The sequence below is a fragment of the Streptomyces sp. NPDC056479 genome, assembly GCF_042795335.1.
GTDB lineage: Bacteria > Actinomycetota > Actinomycetes > Streptomycetales > Streptomycetaceae > Streptomyces.
Window position 1 is genome coordinate 296,668 of sequence record NZ_JBHTRZ010000007.1, and the last position, 15,881, is coordinate 312,548.

Here is a 15,881-nt window from a genome sequence, read left to right on the forward strand (position 1 = left end):
CTAACAGGCCGATTTCTTCCACGGCACCCGCTTGCGATAATCGAACGCGGAGCCGCGATATGAAGAAATGCTCGGACGTCCTAGCACTGGCCACAGGCAGTACTGGCGTGATCGCGGCCCGCCACAACGAAACCGGTGAAGGACATCTACTCATGACGACGCCCACGATCGAGCTCAAGCCCTCCGCCAGCCCGCTCGCCGCCGCCGAGCGCGAGGCGATACTGGCCAACCCGGGGTTCGGCCGCCACTTCACCGACCACATGGTGACGATCAAGTGGACCGAAGGCCGTGGCTGGCACGACGGCGAGCTCGTGCCGTACGCGCCGCTCTCCCTCGACCCGGCCACCATGGTCCTGCACTACGCGCAGGAGATCTTCGAGGGCCTCAAGGCCTACCGCCGGCCCGACGGGACCGTCGCGACCTTCCGCCCCGAGAAGAACGCCCAGCGCTTCCAGTCCTCCGCCCGCCGGCTCGGCATGCCCGAGCTGCCGGTCGAGACGTTCATCGAGGCCTGCGACGCACTGGTGCGGCAGGACGAGGCCTGGGTCCCGGCGCACGGCGGCGAGGAGTCCCTCTACCTGCGTCCGTTCATGATCGCGACCGAGGTCGGCCTGGGCGTGAAGCCCGCGAGTGAGTACCTGTTCATCGTCATCGCCTCCCCGGCCGGCGCCTACTTCCCCGGTGGCGTCAAGCCGGTGTCGATCTGGGTCTCCGAGGAGCACGTCCGCGCCGTGCCGGGCGGCATGGGCGACGCCAAGACGGGCGGCAACTACGCCGCGTCCCTGCTGGCCCAGGCCGAGGCCGCCGCCGAGGGCTGCGCACAGGTCTGCTACCTCGACGCGGTCGAGCGCAAGTGGGTCGAGGAACTCGGCGGCATGAACCTGTACTTCGTCTACGGCGACAAGATCATCACCCCGTCCCTCACCGGCTCCATCCTGGAGGGCGTCACCCGCGACTCCCTCCTCCAGGTCGCCCGTGACCTCGGTTACGAGGCCGAGGAGGGCCGCGTCTCCGTGGACCAGTGGCAGCGCGACTCGGAGAACGGCACGCTCACCGAGGTCTTCGCCTGCGGTACGGCCGCGGTCATCACGCCGGTCGGCATGGTGAAGCGCACGGGTGCGCAGTGGCGGCAGAGCGACGGGGAGCCCGGCGAGGTGACGCTGAAGCTCCGCCAGGCCCTCCTGGACATTCAGCGGGGCACTGCCGTTGACCAGCACGGGTGGATGCATCAGCTGGGCTGACTCGGTGCTCGGCGTTGGGGCCGGGGCCGCTGGGGGCTGCCGCCCCCAGACCCCCGCTTCGGCCTAGACGGCCTCGTCCTCAAACGCCGGACGGGCTGTTCTGGCCGACCGGCGCCGCGTTGTCGGCCTTGGGTTCCGTCCTCGCGGCGCCCGGGGCCGACAGAGCGTATGCCACCCCTCCCACCAGCCCCGACAGCAGAAAACTGCAATCCACGCCGCCCGTCAGGGACAGCAGCGGCCCCTCGTACGAAGGCAGGGACACGGCCAGCAGGCCGACCGTCGCGCCCAGGGCCCAGGACACGGTCGCCGGGATGTTCCAGCCGGCCCGGTACCAGTAGATCCCGCCCCGCGCCCGTCGGTTGAAGACCTGGAGGGCCTCCGCGTCGTACACCCCACGGCAGCGGGCGAAGCCGATCAGTGTGATGACCGCCCATGGCGTGCCGATCGCCGTCAGCAGCAGGACGAAGGACGTCATCGCGTCCTGCGCGCTCGAGTAGTAGTGGCCGACGAAGACACAGACCGTGGCGATCACGGCGACGGTGTACGTCGCCGTCGCCCGGGAGGCGCGCGGCAGGATGGCGTCCAGGTCGAGGCCCATGGAGTAGAGCATCAGCCCGGCGTTGCCGACCGAACCCGCGGAGGCGGCCACCAGGAGCGGGACCAGGTACCAGGCGGGGGACGCGGAGACGAGGGGTCCGGCGTAGTCGAGCGCCGCCCGTGCCGCGTACGAGGTGAAGGTGCCGAACAGCTGCGGCACCAGCAGTCCCAGGATCAGGCCGAGCCAGGTCGCGTGCAGCACCCGGCGTGAGGAGTTTTGGACCGGGGAGATGTAGCGGGTGTAGTCGCCGAGCAGGGTGATGAAGGCGATCGGCCCGGACAGGCCCGCCGCCACCGCCGCGAGCAGCCACGTCGGCCAGAAGCCGCCCAGCAGATAGCCGCCCGCCTCCGGCAGCGCGTCGGTGGTGAAGTGCGGGGCGTAGGCGACCACACCGAGGACCAGCAGGGCCGTCATGCCGACCGCGAGGACGCGGGACATGGCGAGCAGCACGCGATAGCCGTACACCGCGCCCGCGACCGTCGCCGCGGCCAGCAGCCCGTACACCACGCCGTACGACACCCCGCTCGCCGGCAGGCCGATGAGCCGGCCCAGTACGCCGACCATCACATCGCCGCCGATCCACACGGTCAGGGCCGTGTAGCCGAGGGCGAGCAGTAGGCCGACCACCGAGCCGACCAGGCGGCCGCGCACGCCGAACTGGGCGCCGGAGGAGGTGGACAGGTTCGTCGCGGTGCGCAGGGAGATCAGGGCGAGCGGGGCGGTGAGGGCCGTGCCGACCAGCGTGCCCACCACGATCGAGCTCACCGAGGCCCACCAGTCCAGGCCGAAGGACGGCGGGAGCCAGCCGAAGACGATCACTCCGAGGCAGAGGTTCGACCCCAGCAGGATCGATACGAGATCCCGGGGACCGCTCGTGCGTTCCTCCTCGGGGATGGTGTCGACTCCGCGCTGTTCCATCGGCATGGGTGGTCTCCCTGGGTTTGAGTGACGTTCAATCTGGATGGCCCGAAGTTTGCTGTCAACCTTTCGACGGGAGGAATTCCATGTTTAGAGTGTTGCTCTAAAGTCGGGTAGGCAAGGAGGTGCCGCGTAGTGAGACTGACCCCCACGGAACGTGACCGGCTGCTGCTCTTCGGAGCCGCCGAGCTGGCCCGGGCGCGCCGGGCCCGCGGGCTGCGGCTGAACGTCCCGGAGGCGACGGCGCTCATAGCGGACACCGTGTGCGAGGCCGCCCGCGACGGCGTCCGCCTCGCCGAGGCGATCGAGCGGGCCCGGTCCGTGCTCGGGCCGGACGACGTGCTGCCGGGCGTGGCGGACGTCGTCACCGAGGTGCATGTCGAGGCGGTCTTCGACGACGGCTCGCGGCTCGCCGTCGTCGGCGATCCGATCGGCGGGGGGCTGGGCGACCGGGCGCCGGGCGCGCTGCTGCCGGGGCCCGCCCACGCCGAACCCGAGGCGGTCGTACGGCTGACGGTCACCAACACCGCCACCGTGCCCGTCTCCGTCACCTCCCACTTCCACTTCTTCGAGGCCAACCCGCGCCTCGACTTCGTACGGGACACGGCCTACGGGATGCGGCTCGCCGTCCCCGCCGGGTCCTCCGTGCGCTTCGGGCCGGGGGAGAGCGTCGAGGTCGGACTCGTGCCGATCGGGGGCGAGCGGATCGCGATCGGGTTCGCGGGACTCGTCGACGGGCCGCTGGACGCGCCCGGCGCCCGCGCGGAGGCACTGCGCCGCGCCGCCGCCTGCGGCTACCTCGGCGCGTCGGACACACCTGCTCAGGAGGTCGAGCGATGAGCCGCCCAGGAGGCCACCCCGCCGAGGCACGCCGCCTCAGCCCGTACGAGTACGCCGCCGCCCACGGCCCGCGCGCCGGTGACCGTGTCCGGCTCGGCGACTCCGGCCTGACGATCCGCGTCGACTCCGACGCGCAGCGCTACGGCGACGAGTTCCTCGCCGGGTTCGGCAAGACCGCCCGGGACGGCCTGCACCTCAAGGCCGCCGCCGTGCGGGAGACCTGTGACGTGGTCGTCAGCAACGTCGTCGTGATCGACGCCGCGTTGGGGATCCGGAAGGTCTCCATCGGGATCAGGGAGGGCCGGATCTGCTCGATCGGCCGGGCCGGGAATCCCGACACCCTCGACGGGGTGGACGTCGTCGTCGGCACAGGCACCTCGATCGTGTCCGGCGAGGGGCTCATCGCGACTGCCGGGGCCGTCGACACCCACGTCCATCTGCTGTCGCCGCGCGTCATGGAGGCGTCGCTCGCCTCCGGGGTGACCACGATCATCGGCCAGGAGTTCGGGCCTGTGTGGGGCGTCGGCGTCAACTCGCCGTGGGCGCTGCGGCACGCGTTCAACGCCTTCGACGCCTGGCCGGTCAACATCGGCTTCCTGGGCCGGGGGTCGTCCTCGCACGACGCCCCGCTCGTCGAGGCACTGGCCGAGGGCGGCGCCTCCGGCTTCAAGGTGCACGAGGACATGGGCGCCCACACCCGGGCGCTGGACACGGCCTTGCGCGTGGCGGAGGAGCACGACGTCCAGGTCGCCCTGCACAGCGACGGCCTGAACGAGTGCCTGTCGGTCGAGGACACCCTGCGGGTGCTGGAGGGCCGCACCATCCACGCCTTCCACATCGAGGGCTGCGGCGGCGGACACGTCCCGAACGTCCTGAAGATGGCCGGCGTCCCGAACGTCATCGGCTCCTCCACCAACCCGACCCTGCCCTTCGGCCGGGACGCCGTCGCCGAGCACTACGGCATGATCGTCTCCGTCCACGACCTCAAGACCGACCTCCCCGGCGACGCGGCCATGGCCCGCGACCGCATCCGGTCCGGGACGATGGGCGCGGAGGACGTGCTGCACGACCTGGGCGCGATCGGCATCACCTCGTCGGACGCGCAGGGCATGGGCCGGGCCGGGGAGACCGTCCGCCGTACCTTCGCGATGGCCGGCAAGATGAAGGCCGAGTTCGGCGCCCCCGACGAGCACGACAACGAACGCGTCCTGCGCTACATGGCCAAGCTGACCATCAACCCCGCCATCGCTCACGGGCTCTCGCACGAAGTGGGGTCGCTGGAGGTCGGCAAGCTCGCCGACATCGTGCTGTGGCGCCCGGAGTACTTCGGCGCCAAGCCGCAGCTGGTGCTCAAGTCCGGGTTCCCCGCGTACGGCGTGACCGGCGACCCGGGCGCGGCCACCGACACCTGCGAACCTCTGGTCCTGGGCCCGCAGTTCGGGTCGTACGGCGCCACCCCCGCCGACATCTCCGTCGCCTTCGTCGCCCAGGCCGCCCTCGACCAGGGCAACGACACGATGCCCACCCGGCGCCGCAGGGTCGCCGTGCGCGGCACGCGCGGGATCGGGCCGGCCGATCTGCGCCTGAACTCCCGTACCGGACAGGTCGACGTCGACCAGCGCACCGGTCTGGTCACCCTCGACGGGGACCCGGTGCACTCGGAGCCGGCCGAGTCCGTCTCCCTCAATCGCCTCTACTTCCTCTAAGGACACCCCATGTCTGCTGCCTCCGACGGCTTCCGCATGCCGGCCGAGTGGACCCCGCACGAGCGCACCTGGATGGCCTGGCCGGGGCCGAACGTGACCTTCGAGAGCGCCGAGGATCTCGTGGCCGCCCGCCTGGCCTGGGCGTCGGTCGCCCGTGCCGTGCGACGCTTCGAACCGGTGACGGTGGTGTGCGGCCCGGGACAGTCCGAGGAGGCCCGGACGCTGCTCGGGCCGGGGGTGGAGACCGTCGAACGGGACCTCGACGACGCCTGGATGCGCGACATCGGCCCGACGTTCCTGACCGACGGTGCCGGTGAACTCGCCGCCGTCGACTGGACGTTCAACGGCTGGGGCGCGCAGGACTGGGCCAGCTGGGAGCACGACGCGGAGATCGCCGCACACGTCTGCCACCTGGCCGGCTCGACGAGGACGTACGCCTCGCGACTGGTCAACGAGGGCGGGGCGATCCATGTCGACGGCGAGGGGACGGTCCTGCTCACCGAGACCGTCCAGCTCGGTCCGGAGCGCAATCCGCACTGGACGCGGGAGGAGGTGGAGGCCGAGATCCACGCCATGCTCGGCACCCGCAAGGCGATCTGGCTGCCCCGCGGCCTCACCGGCGACTACCCTCCCTACGGCTTCGGCACCCTCGGCCACGTCGACATCGTCGCCGCCTTCGCCCGTCCCGGTGTGGTCGTGGCCCATGTGCAGCCGGACCCGGCGCACCCCGACCACGAGGTGACCAAGGAGACCGTAGGCCTGCTGAGATCGCAGACGGACGCGCGCGGCCGCCGCCTGGAGGTCGTGGAGGTCCCCGCCCCGACCGTCCTGGAGGCCGACGGCCACTGGGCCGACTACTCCTACATCAACCACTACCTCTGCAACGGCGGTGTGGTGCTCTGCGGCTTCGACGACCCGCGCGACGAGCTCGCGGCCGGCATCTTCCGGCGGCTGTTCCCGGAGCGGACGGTGACCCTCGTCGACGCCCGTACGATCTTCGCGGGTGGTGGAGGCATCCACTGCATCACGCAGCAGCAGCCGAAGATCTAGGAGCCGCAGATGGCCGGTGGGCGCAGGCAGGCGCCGCCCCGCGACGAGGTGCTCGCCGCCGCCATGGAGATGATCGCCGAGCGCGGTCTGGAGAAGCTCACCATGGCGGCGCTCGGCCGTGAGGTCGGTATGAGCAGCGGCCATCTCCTCTACTACTTCCACTCCAAGGACGAGCTGCTGCTGCGCACCCTGGAGTGGAGCGAGGGGCGGCTCGGCGCCGAGCGCGGGCGGCTCCTCACCCGGTCCGCCTCCGCCCGCGAACGGCTCGACGCCTACGTCGACCTGTACGTGCCCGACGGCCACCGCGACCCGCACTGGACCCTGTGGCTCGAGGTCTGGAACCGCTCGCAGAACGCCGACGACGCCGCCCGCGACCGGCAGGCCGCCATCGAGGGCGCCTGGCACCGCGACCTGGTGGCGCTGCTGGCGGAGGGGGTGTCGAGGGGTGAGTTCCGCACGGTCGACCCGGACCGGTTCGCGGCGCGGCTGCGGGCGCTCCTCGACGGGTTCTCGATCCATGTCGCCATCGGACTGCGGGGCACGGACCGGGCGCAGATTCTGCGCCACGTAAGGGAGTTCCTCGACGACGCCCTCCTCGCGGACTCCTGAGCCCGCGCCCTGGTTGTACGCATTACTGCGGATTGACCCTGTAGCGCCTGGTGCGTTTGCCTCGTGGGGAGCCCTCGGCGCGGGCCGGGGGAGAAGCGTCCACGGGGACAACAGGGGGGAACATGTCCAGAGCCGTGCGTGTGTCCGGGGTCTCCTTAGGGACGGCGCTGCTGCTCGCGCTCACCGCAACGACCGCAGCCGCCGCGCCGCACACACCTCGCGTGGAGAGGATCAGCACCGCCGCCGACGGCAGCCAGGCCGACGGCGCCTCCAGCGCCGCGATGATCACGCCGAACGGGCGCTTCGCGGCGTTCCGTTCGTCGGCGACCAACCTCGTGCCCGAGGGCGTCACCCACCCGGGCACCTACTCGTACGTCCGTGACCTGCGCACCGGCGCCGTCACGAAGATCGAGAACTCGCTCAGCACGCCCGAGCTCAGCGCCGACGGCCGCTTCGCCACCTACATCGACTGGGGCAGCCGTAACATCAACGTCTTCCTGACCGACCTGAGCACGGGCGAGAGGATCCGGGTCGGGGCGCCCGACGGCCGGGACAGCTCGTACGCGCCGGCCATCAGCGCGGACGGCCGCTACATCGCCTACCGATGGTCCGGGCATCCGCAGTACCCGACCCGCATCGACCTCTACGACCGGCTCACCGGCACCCGGGAGACCGTCAGCGCGGGCCCGCAGGACTCCACCCGGGACATGGACAACCCGTCGATCAGCGGTGACGGCCGTCTCGTCGCCTACCAGGACGAGGGCACCGGCGACGTGTGGGTGGCCGACCGCACCGCCGGCACGCAGTCCGAGGCCGACGACGGGACACCCTCGACCGTGGTCCAACTGAGCGCCGACGGCCGCACGCTGGCGATGGACTCGGCGGACGGCTCGTACGTACGGGATCTGCGCAGCGGCCGGGTCGAGCACTTCCCGGGCGCGAAGGTCCGGGCCGTGAGCCCCGACGGGCGCCGGGTCCTGCTTCAGGACGGGCAGTCGAACCTGTGGCTGCGAAACGTCCATGGCGGTCGCGAGGTCCTCGTCGGGCACGGCAGTGCCGTCGGCGCGGCGATCTCCGACCGGGGCCGCTCGGTCGTGTACTCCACGGCCGACGCGGAGGTCGTGCCCGGCGACACCAACAGCGTGTCCGATGTCTTCCGGTGGAGGTCTCACTGATGTCCCGCGCCTTGAGAGCCGTGCTGGGCACGGCCGTCACCATCGCCCTGACCTGGACCTCCGCGACCGTCGCCCAGGCCGGTCCGCAGAAGCCGCCGAGTACCGTGCGCGCGAGCACCGCCGCCGACGGCGGCCAGGCCGACGGACCGTCGAGCGGCGCCGTGATCAGCGCCGACGGCCACCACGTCGCGTTCACGACCACCGCGGCGAGCTTCGGCTGCGCGCACTTCTTCCCGTGCCTGCTGGTGAAGGACCTGAGCACGGGAGCGGTCACCAAGATCGACCTCGGCGACGGCCACACGTACGCCTCGCCGGCGCTGAGCGCCGACGGCGGCCGGGTCGCCTTCTCCGCGGGCACCCGGTTCACGGCCCCCTACCTGTACGACAGCGCCACCGGCCGTGCGGAGCGGCTGTGGCCCGAGAACCCGCCGGGCTCCAACGAGCTGGGCCGGGCGCAGTCGATCAGCCCGGACGGCACGCACGTCGCGTACACCATCGGCAACCGCAACGGCCCGCAGAACACCCGGCTCCTGTACGTCCGCGACACGGCCACCGGCACCGACGAGCTGATCTCGCCGGCCGAGGAGGGCCCGAAGGGCGCGGCGTCGGTGAGCGGCGACGGCATGCGGGTCGCCTACTCGGTCCAGACGGGCTCCGAGGACGACCCGAGGGACGTCTTCGTCAAGGACCGGGCGACGGGTGAACGGACCCAGGTCGACACCGGTCTCGGCGTCGCCTACCTGGTCCGCATCACCGCGGACGGCCGCCGCGTCCTGCTGGAGGCCGACGGCGGCCTGTACGTCCACGACCTCCGCACCGGGCACTCACGGCGGGTGGCCGACGGCTCTGTCTCCACCACCACGGCGGACGGCCGGTACGCGGTCCTCTCGGGCGAGGACGGCACCCGGGTGCGCGACCTGCGGACCGGGGCGCGCGGGGCCGCGCTGCCGCCGACCGCCCAGGTGATGGACGGGGCGCTGGCCGCCAAGGGGCATGCGGTCGCGTTCAGCGCGAGGGAGTCCCATCTGGTGCCGGGCGACACCAATGCCGAGTCGGACGTGTTCGTCTTCTCGGGCGAACTCCGCCGGAACCCGGCCCCGATGCCCTCGGTCACCGAACGGATCAGCTTGACCCGGGACGGACAGCAGTTCGCCGGGCCGTCGTACGACCCGGTGATGGGCGAGGACAAGGTCGTCTCCTTCACGTCGGGGGATGACGTGTTCGTCAACGCCGCGGGCGGCATCTCGCAGGTCAACTCCGCCGCACAGAAGCCCTCGAGCGACGGAACTCCCTGCTACAGCGGACGCATGGTGGGCTACGTGGCCCCGTTCGACGGCGACGGCGGACCGGGCGTCCACATCCGCAACCGTGCCGTCGGCAAGCTCACCAGCCTGAGCTCCTACCAGGGCGTCCGCTTCACCTGGATGGGACAGCCCGTGGTCGACCCCACCTGCCAGTGGATCACCTACGCGGCGACCCTGCCCGCCACCGACGCCGATCCGCACCCGCAACCCCGCGTCTACCGCTTCAGGTTCAACGGCGGCGGCACCGACGTCGTCAGCGCGCCGACCGGCGAGGCGGCGGGCAACCCGTCGATCAGCTACGACGGCCGGTACATCGCCTTCGAGCAGGGCGGCGGCATCCACGTCCGCGACCTGGACACCGGCGCTCTGGAGCAGGCCGCCACGCACGGGTCGGCGCCCTCGCTCAGCGCGGACGGCCGCAAGATCGCCTTCCAGCAGGGCCGCGACATCCACGTCCGTGACCTGGACACCGGTGCCACGACCCGGATCAAGGGCACGCAGCCCTCGCTGGCCGGGGACGGCACGGCACTCGCGTACACCTCCGGGCCATCCGTCTACCTGCTCGAACCAGCCACCGGAGAGCGGCAGTTGGTCAGCGTAGACCGCCGGGGCGGCCGCAACGACCTGCCTGCCGGGCATCCGTCCGTGAACGCCGACGGCACCGTCGTCGCGTTCGAGTCGGCGTCACCCGATCTGGTGGAGGGTGACACCAACGGGGTGACGGACGTCTTCCTGCGGACAGTCCAGTAACAGCAACCAACCACGGGGGAACAACCATGCACAGCACCAAGCGAGTCCGCGCGCTCGCCGTCGCCGTAGCCCTGGCCGCCACCACGGCGGCACTGCCCGGGACGTCGGCGAGCGCCGGGCCCCGCATCCCGTCCGTCGAACGGGTCACCCTGTCGCCGACGGGGGAGCAGGGCAACGGCCCCTCCTACGCGCCGGAGTTCAGCGCCGACGGCCGCTTCGCGGCGTTCACGGCGGACGCGTCCAACCTGGTGTCCGGCGACACCAACGAGATGTCGGACGTCTTCGTGCGCGATCTGCGCACGGGGGCCGTCGAGCGGGTCAGCGTCGGCTCGGACGGCACCCAGGCCGACCAGCGGTCGTCGTTGCAGTCCATCAGCGCCGACGGCCGGTACGTCCTCTTCCGCTCCAACGCCAGGAACCTCGTCCACTGGGACACCCCGCCGGCGGACGCGGGGGCCGACGACATCTATCTGCACGACCGGCGCACCGGCACCACGAAGCGGATCAGCGTCGCCTTCGACGGGGGCTCCGCCTACGCGGCCGGCGCCGCCATGTCGGCCGACGCCCGCTACATCGCCTTCAACGCCAAGGCCGACCGCATGGAGGAGGGAGCCGCCGACCTCTTCGGAGCCGTGTACGTCTTCGACCGCCGCACCGGCCGGGCGGAGCGGATCACCAACCCGGACCGCCCGACCAACCCGGCGCTCTTCCAGGGCGTGAGCGCCGACGGCCGGTACGTGCTGTACACACAGCTCGTCCCGCGCAGCTCGAACGGCGTCACGTGGGTGCACGACCGCCGCACCGGCGCCGAGGAGCGGGTGAACGTCAAGGCGGACGGCTCCCCCGCACCGAGGTACGCCCTGCCCGCGACGCTCTCCGCGGACGGTCGCACCGTCGCCTTCCAGAACTGGGACGAGGACCTGGTCCCCGGCGGCGGCCCGGACGCGTCCGACATCTACGTCCGCGACCTGCGGACCGACATCACCCGCCGGATCGACGCCGGTCCCGACGGCGAGAGCATGCCCGACCGTCCCGTGGTCAGCGCGGACGGCCGCTATGTCGGCTACGAGGCCACCCCGCGACTGCCCGACGGAACGCTCGGCCCGGCCAACATCTACCTCCGCGATCTGCGCACCGGGTCCACCCGCCTGGTCAGCGAGGCCGTCGGCGGCGGGCCGGTGACGGACGCGAGCGTGTGGCTGGCGTCGGTGAGCGACGGGGCCGAGCGCCTCGCCCTCAGCAGTGCCTCGTCCCAGCTCGTCGCCGGCGACACCAACGGGGTGAGCGACGGCTTCGTCCGCCACCTGCGGTGATCAGCACAGTGCTCGCATCCTGAGACGGACGGTGAGCACGGGGGCGACTTGTGCCAGACTGCCCCCGTGCTCTCGTTCGCCATGATTATTGGCAGCAGGCGCGCCGGTCCGCAGTGACCGCCACGTACGACCAGGTACGGGCGGACACCGTCGTCCTCGACCCGCGCGCAGACCTCTCGCACCCGCGAGAGGTTTTTCTGTTTCCCGGCCCACCAGCAGCCGGGCGGAGAGCGTGAGGGACCATAGGTGGGGCGGTGGAACCGGTCATTCCGGTAGACCGAGATCCAACACAGGAGCCTTACGACCATGACGGTAACCAGCGAACTCGACGACTCGTTCCACGTCTTCGACACCACCCTGCGCGACGGCGCCCAGCGGGAGGGCATCAACCTCACCGTCGCCGACAAGCTGGCCATCGCACGGCACCTGGACGACTTCGGCGTGGGCTTCATCGAGGGCGGCTGGCCCGGCGCCAACCCGCGGGACACCGAGTTCTTCGCCCGCGCCCAGCAGGAGATCACTTTCAAGCACGCCCAGCTGGTCGCCTTCGGCGCCACCCGCCGCGCGGGCGGCAAGGCGTCCGAGGACCCGCAGGTCAACGCGCTCCTGGAGTCCGGCGCCCCGGTGATCACCCTCGTCGCCAAGTCCCACGACCGGCATGTCGAGCTCGCCCTGCGCACCACCCTGGACGAGAACCTGGAGATGGTCCGCGACACGGTGTCCTACCTGAGCGCGCAGGGCCGCCGCGTCTTCGTCGACTGCGAGCACTTCTTCGACGGCTACCGCGCCAACCCCGAGTACGCGAAATCCGTCGTACGCACCGCCTCCGAGGCCGGCGCCGACGTCGTGATCCTCTGCGACACCAACGGCGGCATGCTCCCCGCCCAGGTCCAGGCGGTCGTCTCCACCGTCCTCGCCGACACCGGCGCCCGGCTCGGCATCCACGCCCAGGACGACACCGGCTGCGCGGTCGCCAACACCCTCGCCGCGGTCGACGCGGGCGCGACCCACGTCCAGTGCACGGCCAACGGCTACGGCGAGCGCGTCGGCAACGCCAACCTCTTCCCGGTGGTGGCGGCCCTGGAGCTGAAGTACGGCAAGAAGGTCCTCCCCGACGGTCACCTCCGCGAGATGACCCGCATCTCGCACGCCATCGCCGAGGTCGTCAACCTCACCCCCTCCACCCACCAGCCGTACGTCGGCGTGTCCGCCTTCGCGCACAAGGCCGGCCTGCACGCCTCCGCGATCAAGGTCGACCCGGACCTGTACCAGCACATCGCCCCGGAACAGGTCGGCAACACGATGCGCATGCTGGTCTCCGACATGGCGGGCCGCGCCTCGATCGAGCTCAAGGGCAAGGAACTAGGCATCGACCTGGGCGGCGACCGCGAACTGGTCGGCCGGGTCGTCGAGCGGGTCAAGGAGCGCGAGCTCCAGGGCTACACCTACGAGGCGGCGGACGCGAGCTTCGAACTCCTCCTGCGCACCGAGGTCGAGGGCAAGCCCCTGAGCTACTTCCAGGTCGAGTCCTGGCGGGCGATCGTCGAGGACCGCCCCGACGGCAGCCACGCCAACGAGGCCACGGTCAAGCTCTTCGCCAAGGGCGAGCGCATCGTCGCCACGGCCGAGGGCAACGGCCCGGTCAACGCCCTGGACCGGGCACTCCGGGTGGCCCTGGAGAAGATCTACCCACAGCTCGCCAAGCTGGACCTGGTCGACTACAAGGTCCGCATCCTGGAGGGCGTGCACGGCACCCAGTCCACGACCCGCGTGCTGATCTCCACGTCCGACGGGGCGGGGGAGTGGTCGACGGTCGGCGTCGCCGAGAACGTCATCGCGGCGTCGTGGCAGGCCCTGGAGGACGCGTACACGTACGGCCTGCTGCGGGCCGGGGTGACACCGGCCGAGTAGGCCGAACGGACCCCGCCGCCGCCCCCCGGCCCCGTCGTCCACGGCACAGTGGAGCCATGGACGACAAGGACACAGACGCCAGGCACTTCCTCGGCCGGGGGCAGGTGGCGCCGCGCCTGCCCGCCCAGGACCTGGAGCGGGCCCGGCGCTTCTACGCCGAGAAGCTCGGTCTGGAACCCGTCGACGAACGCCCCGGCGGGCTGCTGTACCGGTGCGGGGGCACGGAGTTCGCCGTGTACCAGTCGACGGGTGCCTCCCCCGGCACCTTCACCCAGATGGGATGGCAGGTCGAGGACGTCGAGGCGGTGGTCGCGGAACTCAGGCGGCGCGGCGTCGAGTTCGAGGAGGTCGACGTGCCCGGCCTGCGCACGGTCGACGGCATCGCCGACATCGACGGGCACTACCCGAGCAAGGGCTTGCGCGGTGAGCGCGCCGCCTGGTTCCACGACAGTGAGGGCAACCTGCTGGGCGTGGGCGAGCCGTACGCCTGAGGGTGCGCCCGGACGCTACTGAAGACGCCACTTCTGGTTGGCGGCGCCCGTGCAGCTCCAGATCTGTGCACGGGCGCCGTTCGCCGAGGAGTTACCGGTCACGTCCAGACACTTGTTGGCGGCACGGTTGACCACATCGCCCGTCGACGCGTTGTACGACCACTGCTGGGCACCCGAGCCGTTGCAGTCGTACAACTGCACCTGCGCCCCGTCGGCCGTAGAGCCGGCCGTGACGTCAAGGCACTTGCCCAGCGCCCGCACCGACCCGTCGGCCTGCACGGTCCACCGCTGGGCACCCGAGCCGTTGCAGTCGTAGAGCTGCACCGCGGCACCGTTCGCAGACGAACCGCCCGCGACATCGAGGCACTTGTTCGCGAGGCCCACGAAGGCCCCCGACTGCGACGGGCCCTCGGCCTGCGTCCCGGACCAGGTGAAGGTCGCCGACGTCTTGCCGGGCAGCGAGTAAGTGGCGTGCTGCGAACCCCAGTTGATCGTGACGGTCTTCGCGGCCGAAGCGTCGTTGTAGGCGATCAGGGCCTTGGACCCGTCAGGGTTGCGCCACGCCACGTTCGGCACCGACGAAGACGCCGTGGACGCGACCCGCTGCGCACCGGGCTTCACGAACTTCGTCAGATGGCCCATCGTGTAGTACTCGACGGTGTAGTCGACCTGCCCGTGCCGCGAGTCACCGTTGTGCACGGTGATGAAACCGTCGCAGGTCCCGCAGCCACCGTTGTGCGGCCCCCGGTTCTGGTCCACCGCGAGCGACCACTTCGTCACCGACTTCGCCCAGTTCCGGGTGTAGTCGATGATGTTCATCATGTCCTCGCGCTGCTGGTGCGCGATCCAGGTGCCGCCCGAGTGCTCGGTGCCGAAGGCGTCCAGCTGCGGATACTGGTTGTGCACCTGCGTCTGCTTGGCCACGTCGCCGCCGTACCCGTGCCAGGCGATCCCGCCGAAGTTCGGATGGTTCCGCACCGCCGAGTCGTCGACCGTCTGGGCCGCGTAGGCGTCGTAGGTGTCCCAGTTCCAGTCGTGCGCCAGCACCTTCGTCGACAGGCCGGCGTTCTGCAGCTTCGGTAGCAGTTCGTTCTTGGTGAAGTACGCGAGGCCGCTCCCGTTCCAGCTCATCGAGGGATACCCCGAGCAGCAGGTCGGCTCGTTCTGCGCGGTGAGGTACGCGATCGGGACGCCCTGGGCCTGGTAGGCCTGCACATACTTCACGAAGTACGAGGCGTACGCGCCGTAGTTCTCCGCCTTCAGCCAGCCGCCGTTGAGCTGCCCGTTGTCCTTCATCCAGGCGGGCGCCGTCCACGGTGAGGCCATCACGGTGAGCCCCGGGTTGAGCTGACGCGCCTGCTTGGTCAGCGGCACGACGTCCTGGAGATCGTGTGCGATCGAGAACTCGGACAGATCCGGATCGGTCTGCCCGGCCGGCACGTCGTCGTAGGTGTAGCCGAAGCGGGCGAGGTCCGAGCCGCCCATGGGATTGCGCAGGAACGACAGCCCGATGCCCTCCGTCGGGGAGAACAGCTTGCGCATCGTGTCGTCCTTCGTGGCCTGCGACAGCGCCCCGCTGCCGTCCATCAGCCAGGCCGCGGTGTCCGTGAAGGACGCGCCGCCGCCGGTGAAGGTCTGGTAGCGGGTGTTCTCGTCGACGGTGATGTTCTCGCCACCGCCGCCGGAGCCGGCCTGGAAGGCGAACGGCGTCTGCTGCTGGAGCCCGCGGACCACATGGCGGCCGCCGGAGTCGTCCGTCGTGGTGAGCCAGGCGGTGACCTGTTCACCCGCGGCCTGCGCGGGCGTGGCCGCCGAGAAGCCGGCCGAGGTGAGGAGCCCGGCGAGGAGCAGGCCGAGCGTCCGAGTGGATCTCCTCATGGAGCGCCGCCCTTCTGGGGTGGGGGATAGGGGGCGTGCGAGGCGTGAGTAAATGACGGCTTCGTATACGCGTCAAGGGGTCGCGCGTTCACGAGAT

General features: G+C 71.1%; 12 protein-coding genes. 10 read left to right on the top strand and 2 right to left on the bottom strand.

The features are described from left to right. Positions 1-152: 152 nt before the first annotated feature. Positions 153-1,241: a branched-chain amino acid aminotransferase gene (locus ACFQ6S_RS27635; RefSeq protein WP_383415214.1), complete on the top strand. Its 1,089-nt coding sequence runs from the start codon at positions 153-155 to the stop codon at positions 1,239-1,241. Between the two features lie 79 nt (positions 1,242-1,320). On the opposite strand, the gene ACFQ6S_RS27640 is transcribed toward ACFQ6S_RS27635, so the two are convergent. Beyond that, the gene (locus ACFQ6S_RS27640; RefSeq protein ID WP_383415217.1) at positions 1,321-2,763 is read right to left on the bottom strand and encodes a cytosine permease; all 1,443 of its coding nucleotides are present in this window, start codon (positions 2,761-2,763) and stop codon (positions 1,321-1,323) included. 129 nt (positions 2,764-2,892) lie between these two features. Between ACFQ6S_RS27640 and ureA the strand changes: the two genes are divergently transcribed. The 9 genes from ureA to ACFQ6S_RS27685 all read left to right on the top strand — a co-directional run bounded on the left by ureA (position 2,893) and on the right by ACFQ6S_RS27685 (position 13,906). Further along, complete coding sequence (ureA, locus tag ACFQ6S_RS27645) at positions 2,893-3,597, top strand: urease subunit gamma (RefSeq protein ID WP_383415220.1); 705 nt, start codon at positions 2,893-2,895, stop codon at positions 3,595-3,597. Next, the gene (locus tag ACFQ6S_RS27650) at positions 3,594-5,303 is read left to right on the top strand and encodes an urease subunit alpha (protein WP_383415223.1); all 1,710 of its coding nucleotides are present in this window, start codon (positions 3,594-3,596) and stop codon (positions 5,301-5,303) included. The genes ureA and ACFQ6S_RS27650 overlap by 4 nt, the downstream gene beginning before the upstream one ends. Before the next feature lie 9 nt (positions 5,304-5,312). Beyond that, positions 5,313-6,353 (top strand): agmatine/peptidylarginine deiminase, encoded by a 1,041-nt coding sequence (locus ACFQ6S_RS27655; protein ID WP_383415226.1) that lies wholly within the window; start codon positions 5,313-5,315, stop codon positions 6,351-6,353. A gap of 9 nt (positions 6,354-6,362) precedes the next feature. Then, complete coding sequence (locus ACFQ6S_RS27660) at positions 6,363-6,962, top strand: TetR/AcrR family transcriptional regulator (RefSeq protein WP_383415229.1); 600 nt, start codon at positions 6,363-6,365, stop codon at positions 6,960-6,962. A 122-nt stretch (positions 6,963-7,084) separates the two neighbouring features. Further along, positions 7,085-8,137 carry a TolB family protein gene (locus tag ACFQ6S_RS27665; RefSeq protein ID WP_383415232.1) on the top strand — a complete coding sequence of 351 codons (1,053 nt, stop codon included), beginning with the start codon at positions 7,085-7,087 and terminating at the stop codon, positions 8,135-8,137. Beyond that, positions 8,137-10,191, top strand: a complete 2,055-nt coding sequence (locus ACFQ6S_RS27670; protein WP_383415235.1) for a TolB family protein — start codon at positions 8,137-8,139, stop codon at positions 10,189-10,191. Before ACFQ6S_RS27665 ends, ACFQ6S_RS27670 begins: the two co-directional genes overlap by 1 nt. Positions 10,192-10,217: 26 nt before the next feature. Further along, positions 10,218-11,504: a TolB family protein gene (locus ACFQ6S_RS27675; RefSeq protein WP_383415237.1), complete on the top strand. Its 1,287-nt coding sequence runs from the start codon at positions 10,218-10,220 to the stop codon at positions 11,502-11,504. Between the two features lie 306 nt (positions 11,505-11,810). Further along, positions 11,811-13,415 (top strand): citramalate synthase, encoded by a 1,605-nt coding sequence (gene cimA / locus ACFQ6S_RS27680; RefSeq protein ID WP_383415239.1) that lies wholly within the window; start codon positions 11,811-11,813, stop codon positions 13,413-13,415. A gap of 56 nt (positions 13,416-13,471) precedes the next feature. Continuing rightward, positions 13,472-13,906, top strand: a complete 435-nt coding sequence (locus ACFQ6S_RS27685) for a VOC family protein (RefSeq protein WP_383415241.1) — start codon at positions 13,472-13,474, stop codon at positions 13,904-13,906. Positions 13,907-13,921: 15 nt separating this feature from the next. On the opposite strand, the gene ACFQ6S_RS27690 is transcribed toward ACFQ6S_RS27685, so the two are convergent. Next, on the bottom strand, positions 13,922-15,784 hold the full coding sequence (locus ACFQ6S_RS27690) for a lectin (protein WP_383415244.1): 1,863 nt from the start codon (positions 15,782-15,784) through the stop codon (positions 13,922-13,924). Positions 15,785-15,881: the final 97 nt, after the last annotated feature.

Bases quoted from the DNA above. Each gene is read 5' to 3' on its own strand.
- ACFQ6S_RS27655 (WP_383415226.1), top strand. From the start codon at position 5,313: ATGTCTGCTGCCTCCGACGGCTTCCGCATGCCGGCCGAGTGGACCCCG.
- ACFQ6S_RS27635 (WP_383415214.1), top strand. From the start codon at position 153: ATGACGACGCCCACGATCGAGCTCAAGCCCTCCGCCAGCCCGCTCGCC.
- ACFQ6S_RS27685 (WP_383415241.1), top strand. From the start codon at position 13,472: ATGGACGACAAGGACACAGACGCCAGGCACTTCCTCGGCCGGGGGCAG.
- ACFQ6S_RS27675 (WP_383415237.1), top strand. From the start codon at position 10,218: ATGCACAGCACCAAGCGAGTCCGCGCGCTCGCCGTCGCCGTAGCCCTG.
- ACFQ6S_RS27670 (WP_383415235.1), top strand. From the start codon at position 8,137: ATGTCCCGCGCCTTGAGAGCCGTGCTGGGCACGGCCGTCACCATCGCC.
- ACFQ6S_RS27640 (WP_383415217.1), bottom strand. From the start codon at position 2,763: ATGCCGATGGAACAGCGCGGAGTCGACACCATCCCCGAGGAGGAACGC.
- ACFQ6S_RS27690 (WP_383415244.1), bottom strand. From the start codon at position 15,784: ATGAGGAGATCCACTCGGACGCTCGGCCTGCTCCTCGCCGGGCTCCTC.
- ACFQ6S_RS27660 (WP_383415229.1), top strand. From the start codon at position 6,363: ATGGCCGGTGGGCGCAGGCAGGCGCCGCCCCGCGACGAGGTGCTCGCC.
- ACFQ6S_RS27665 (WP_383415232.1), top strand. From the start codon at position 7,085: ATGTCCAGAGCCGTGCGTGTGTCCGGGGTCTCCTTAGGGACGGCGCTG.
- cimA (WP_383415239.1), top strand. From the start codon at position 11,811: ATGACGGTAACCAGCGAACTCGACGACTCGTTCCACGTCTTCGACACC.
- ACFQ6S_RS27650 (WP_383415223.1), top strand. From the start codon at position 3,594: ATGAGCCGCCCAGGAGGCCACCCCGCCGAGGCACGCCGCCTCAGCCCG.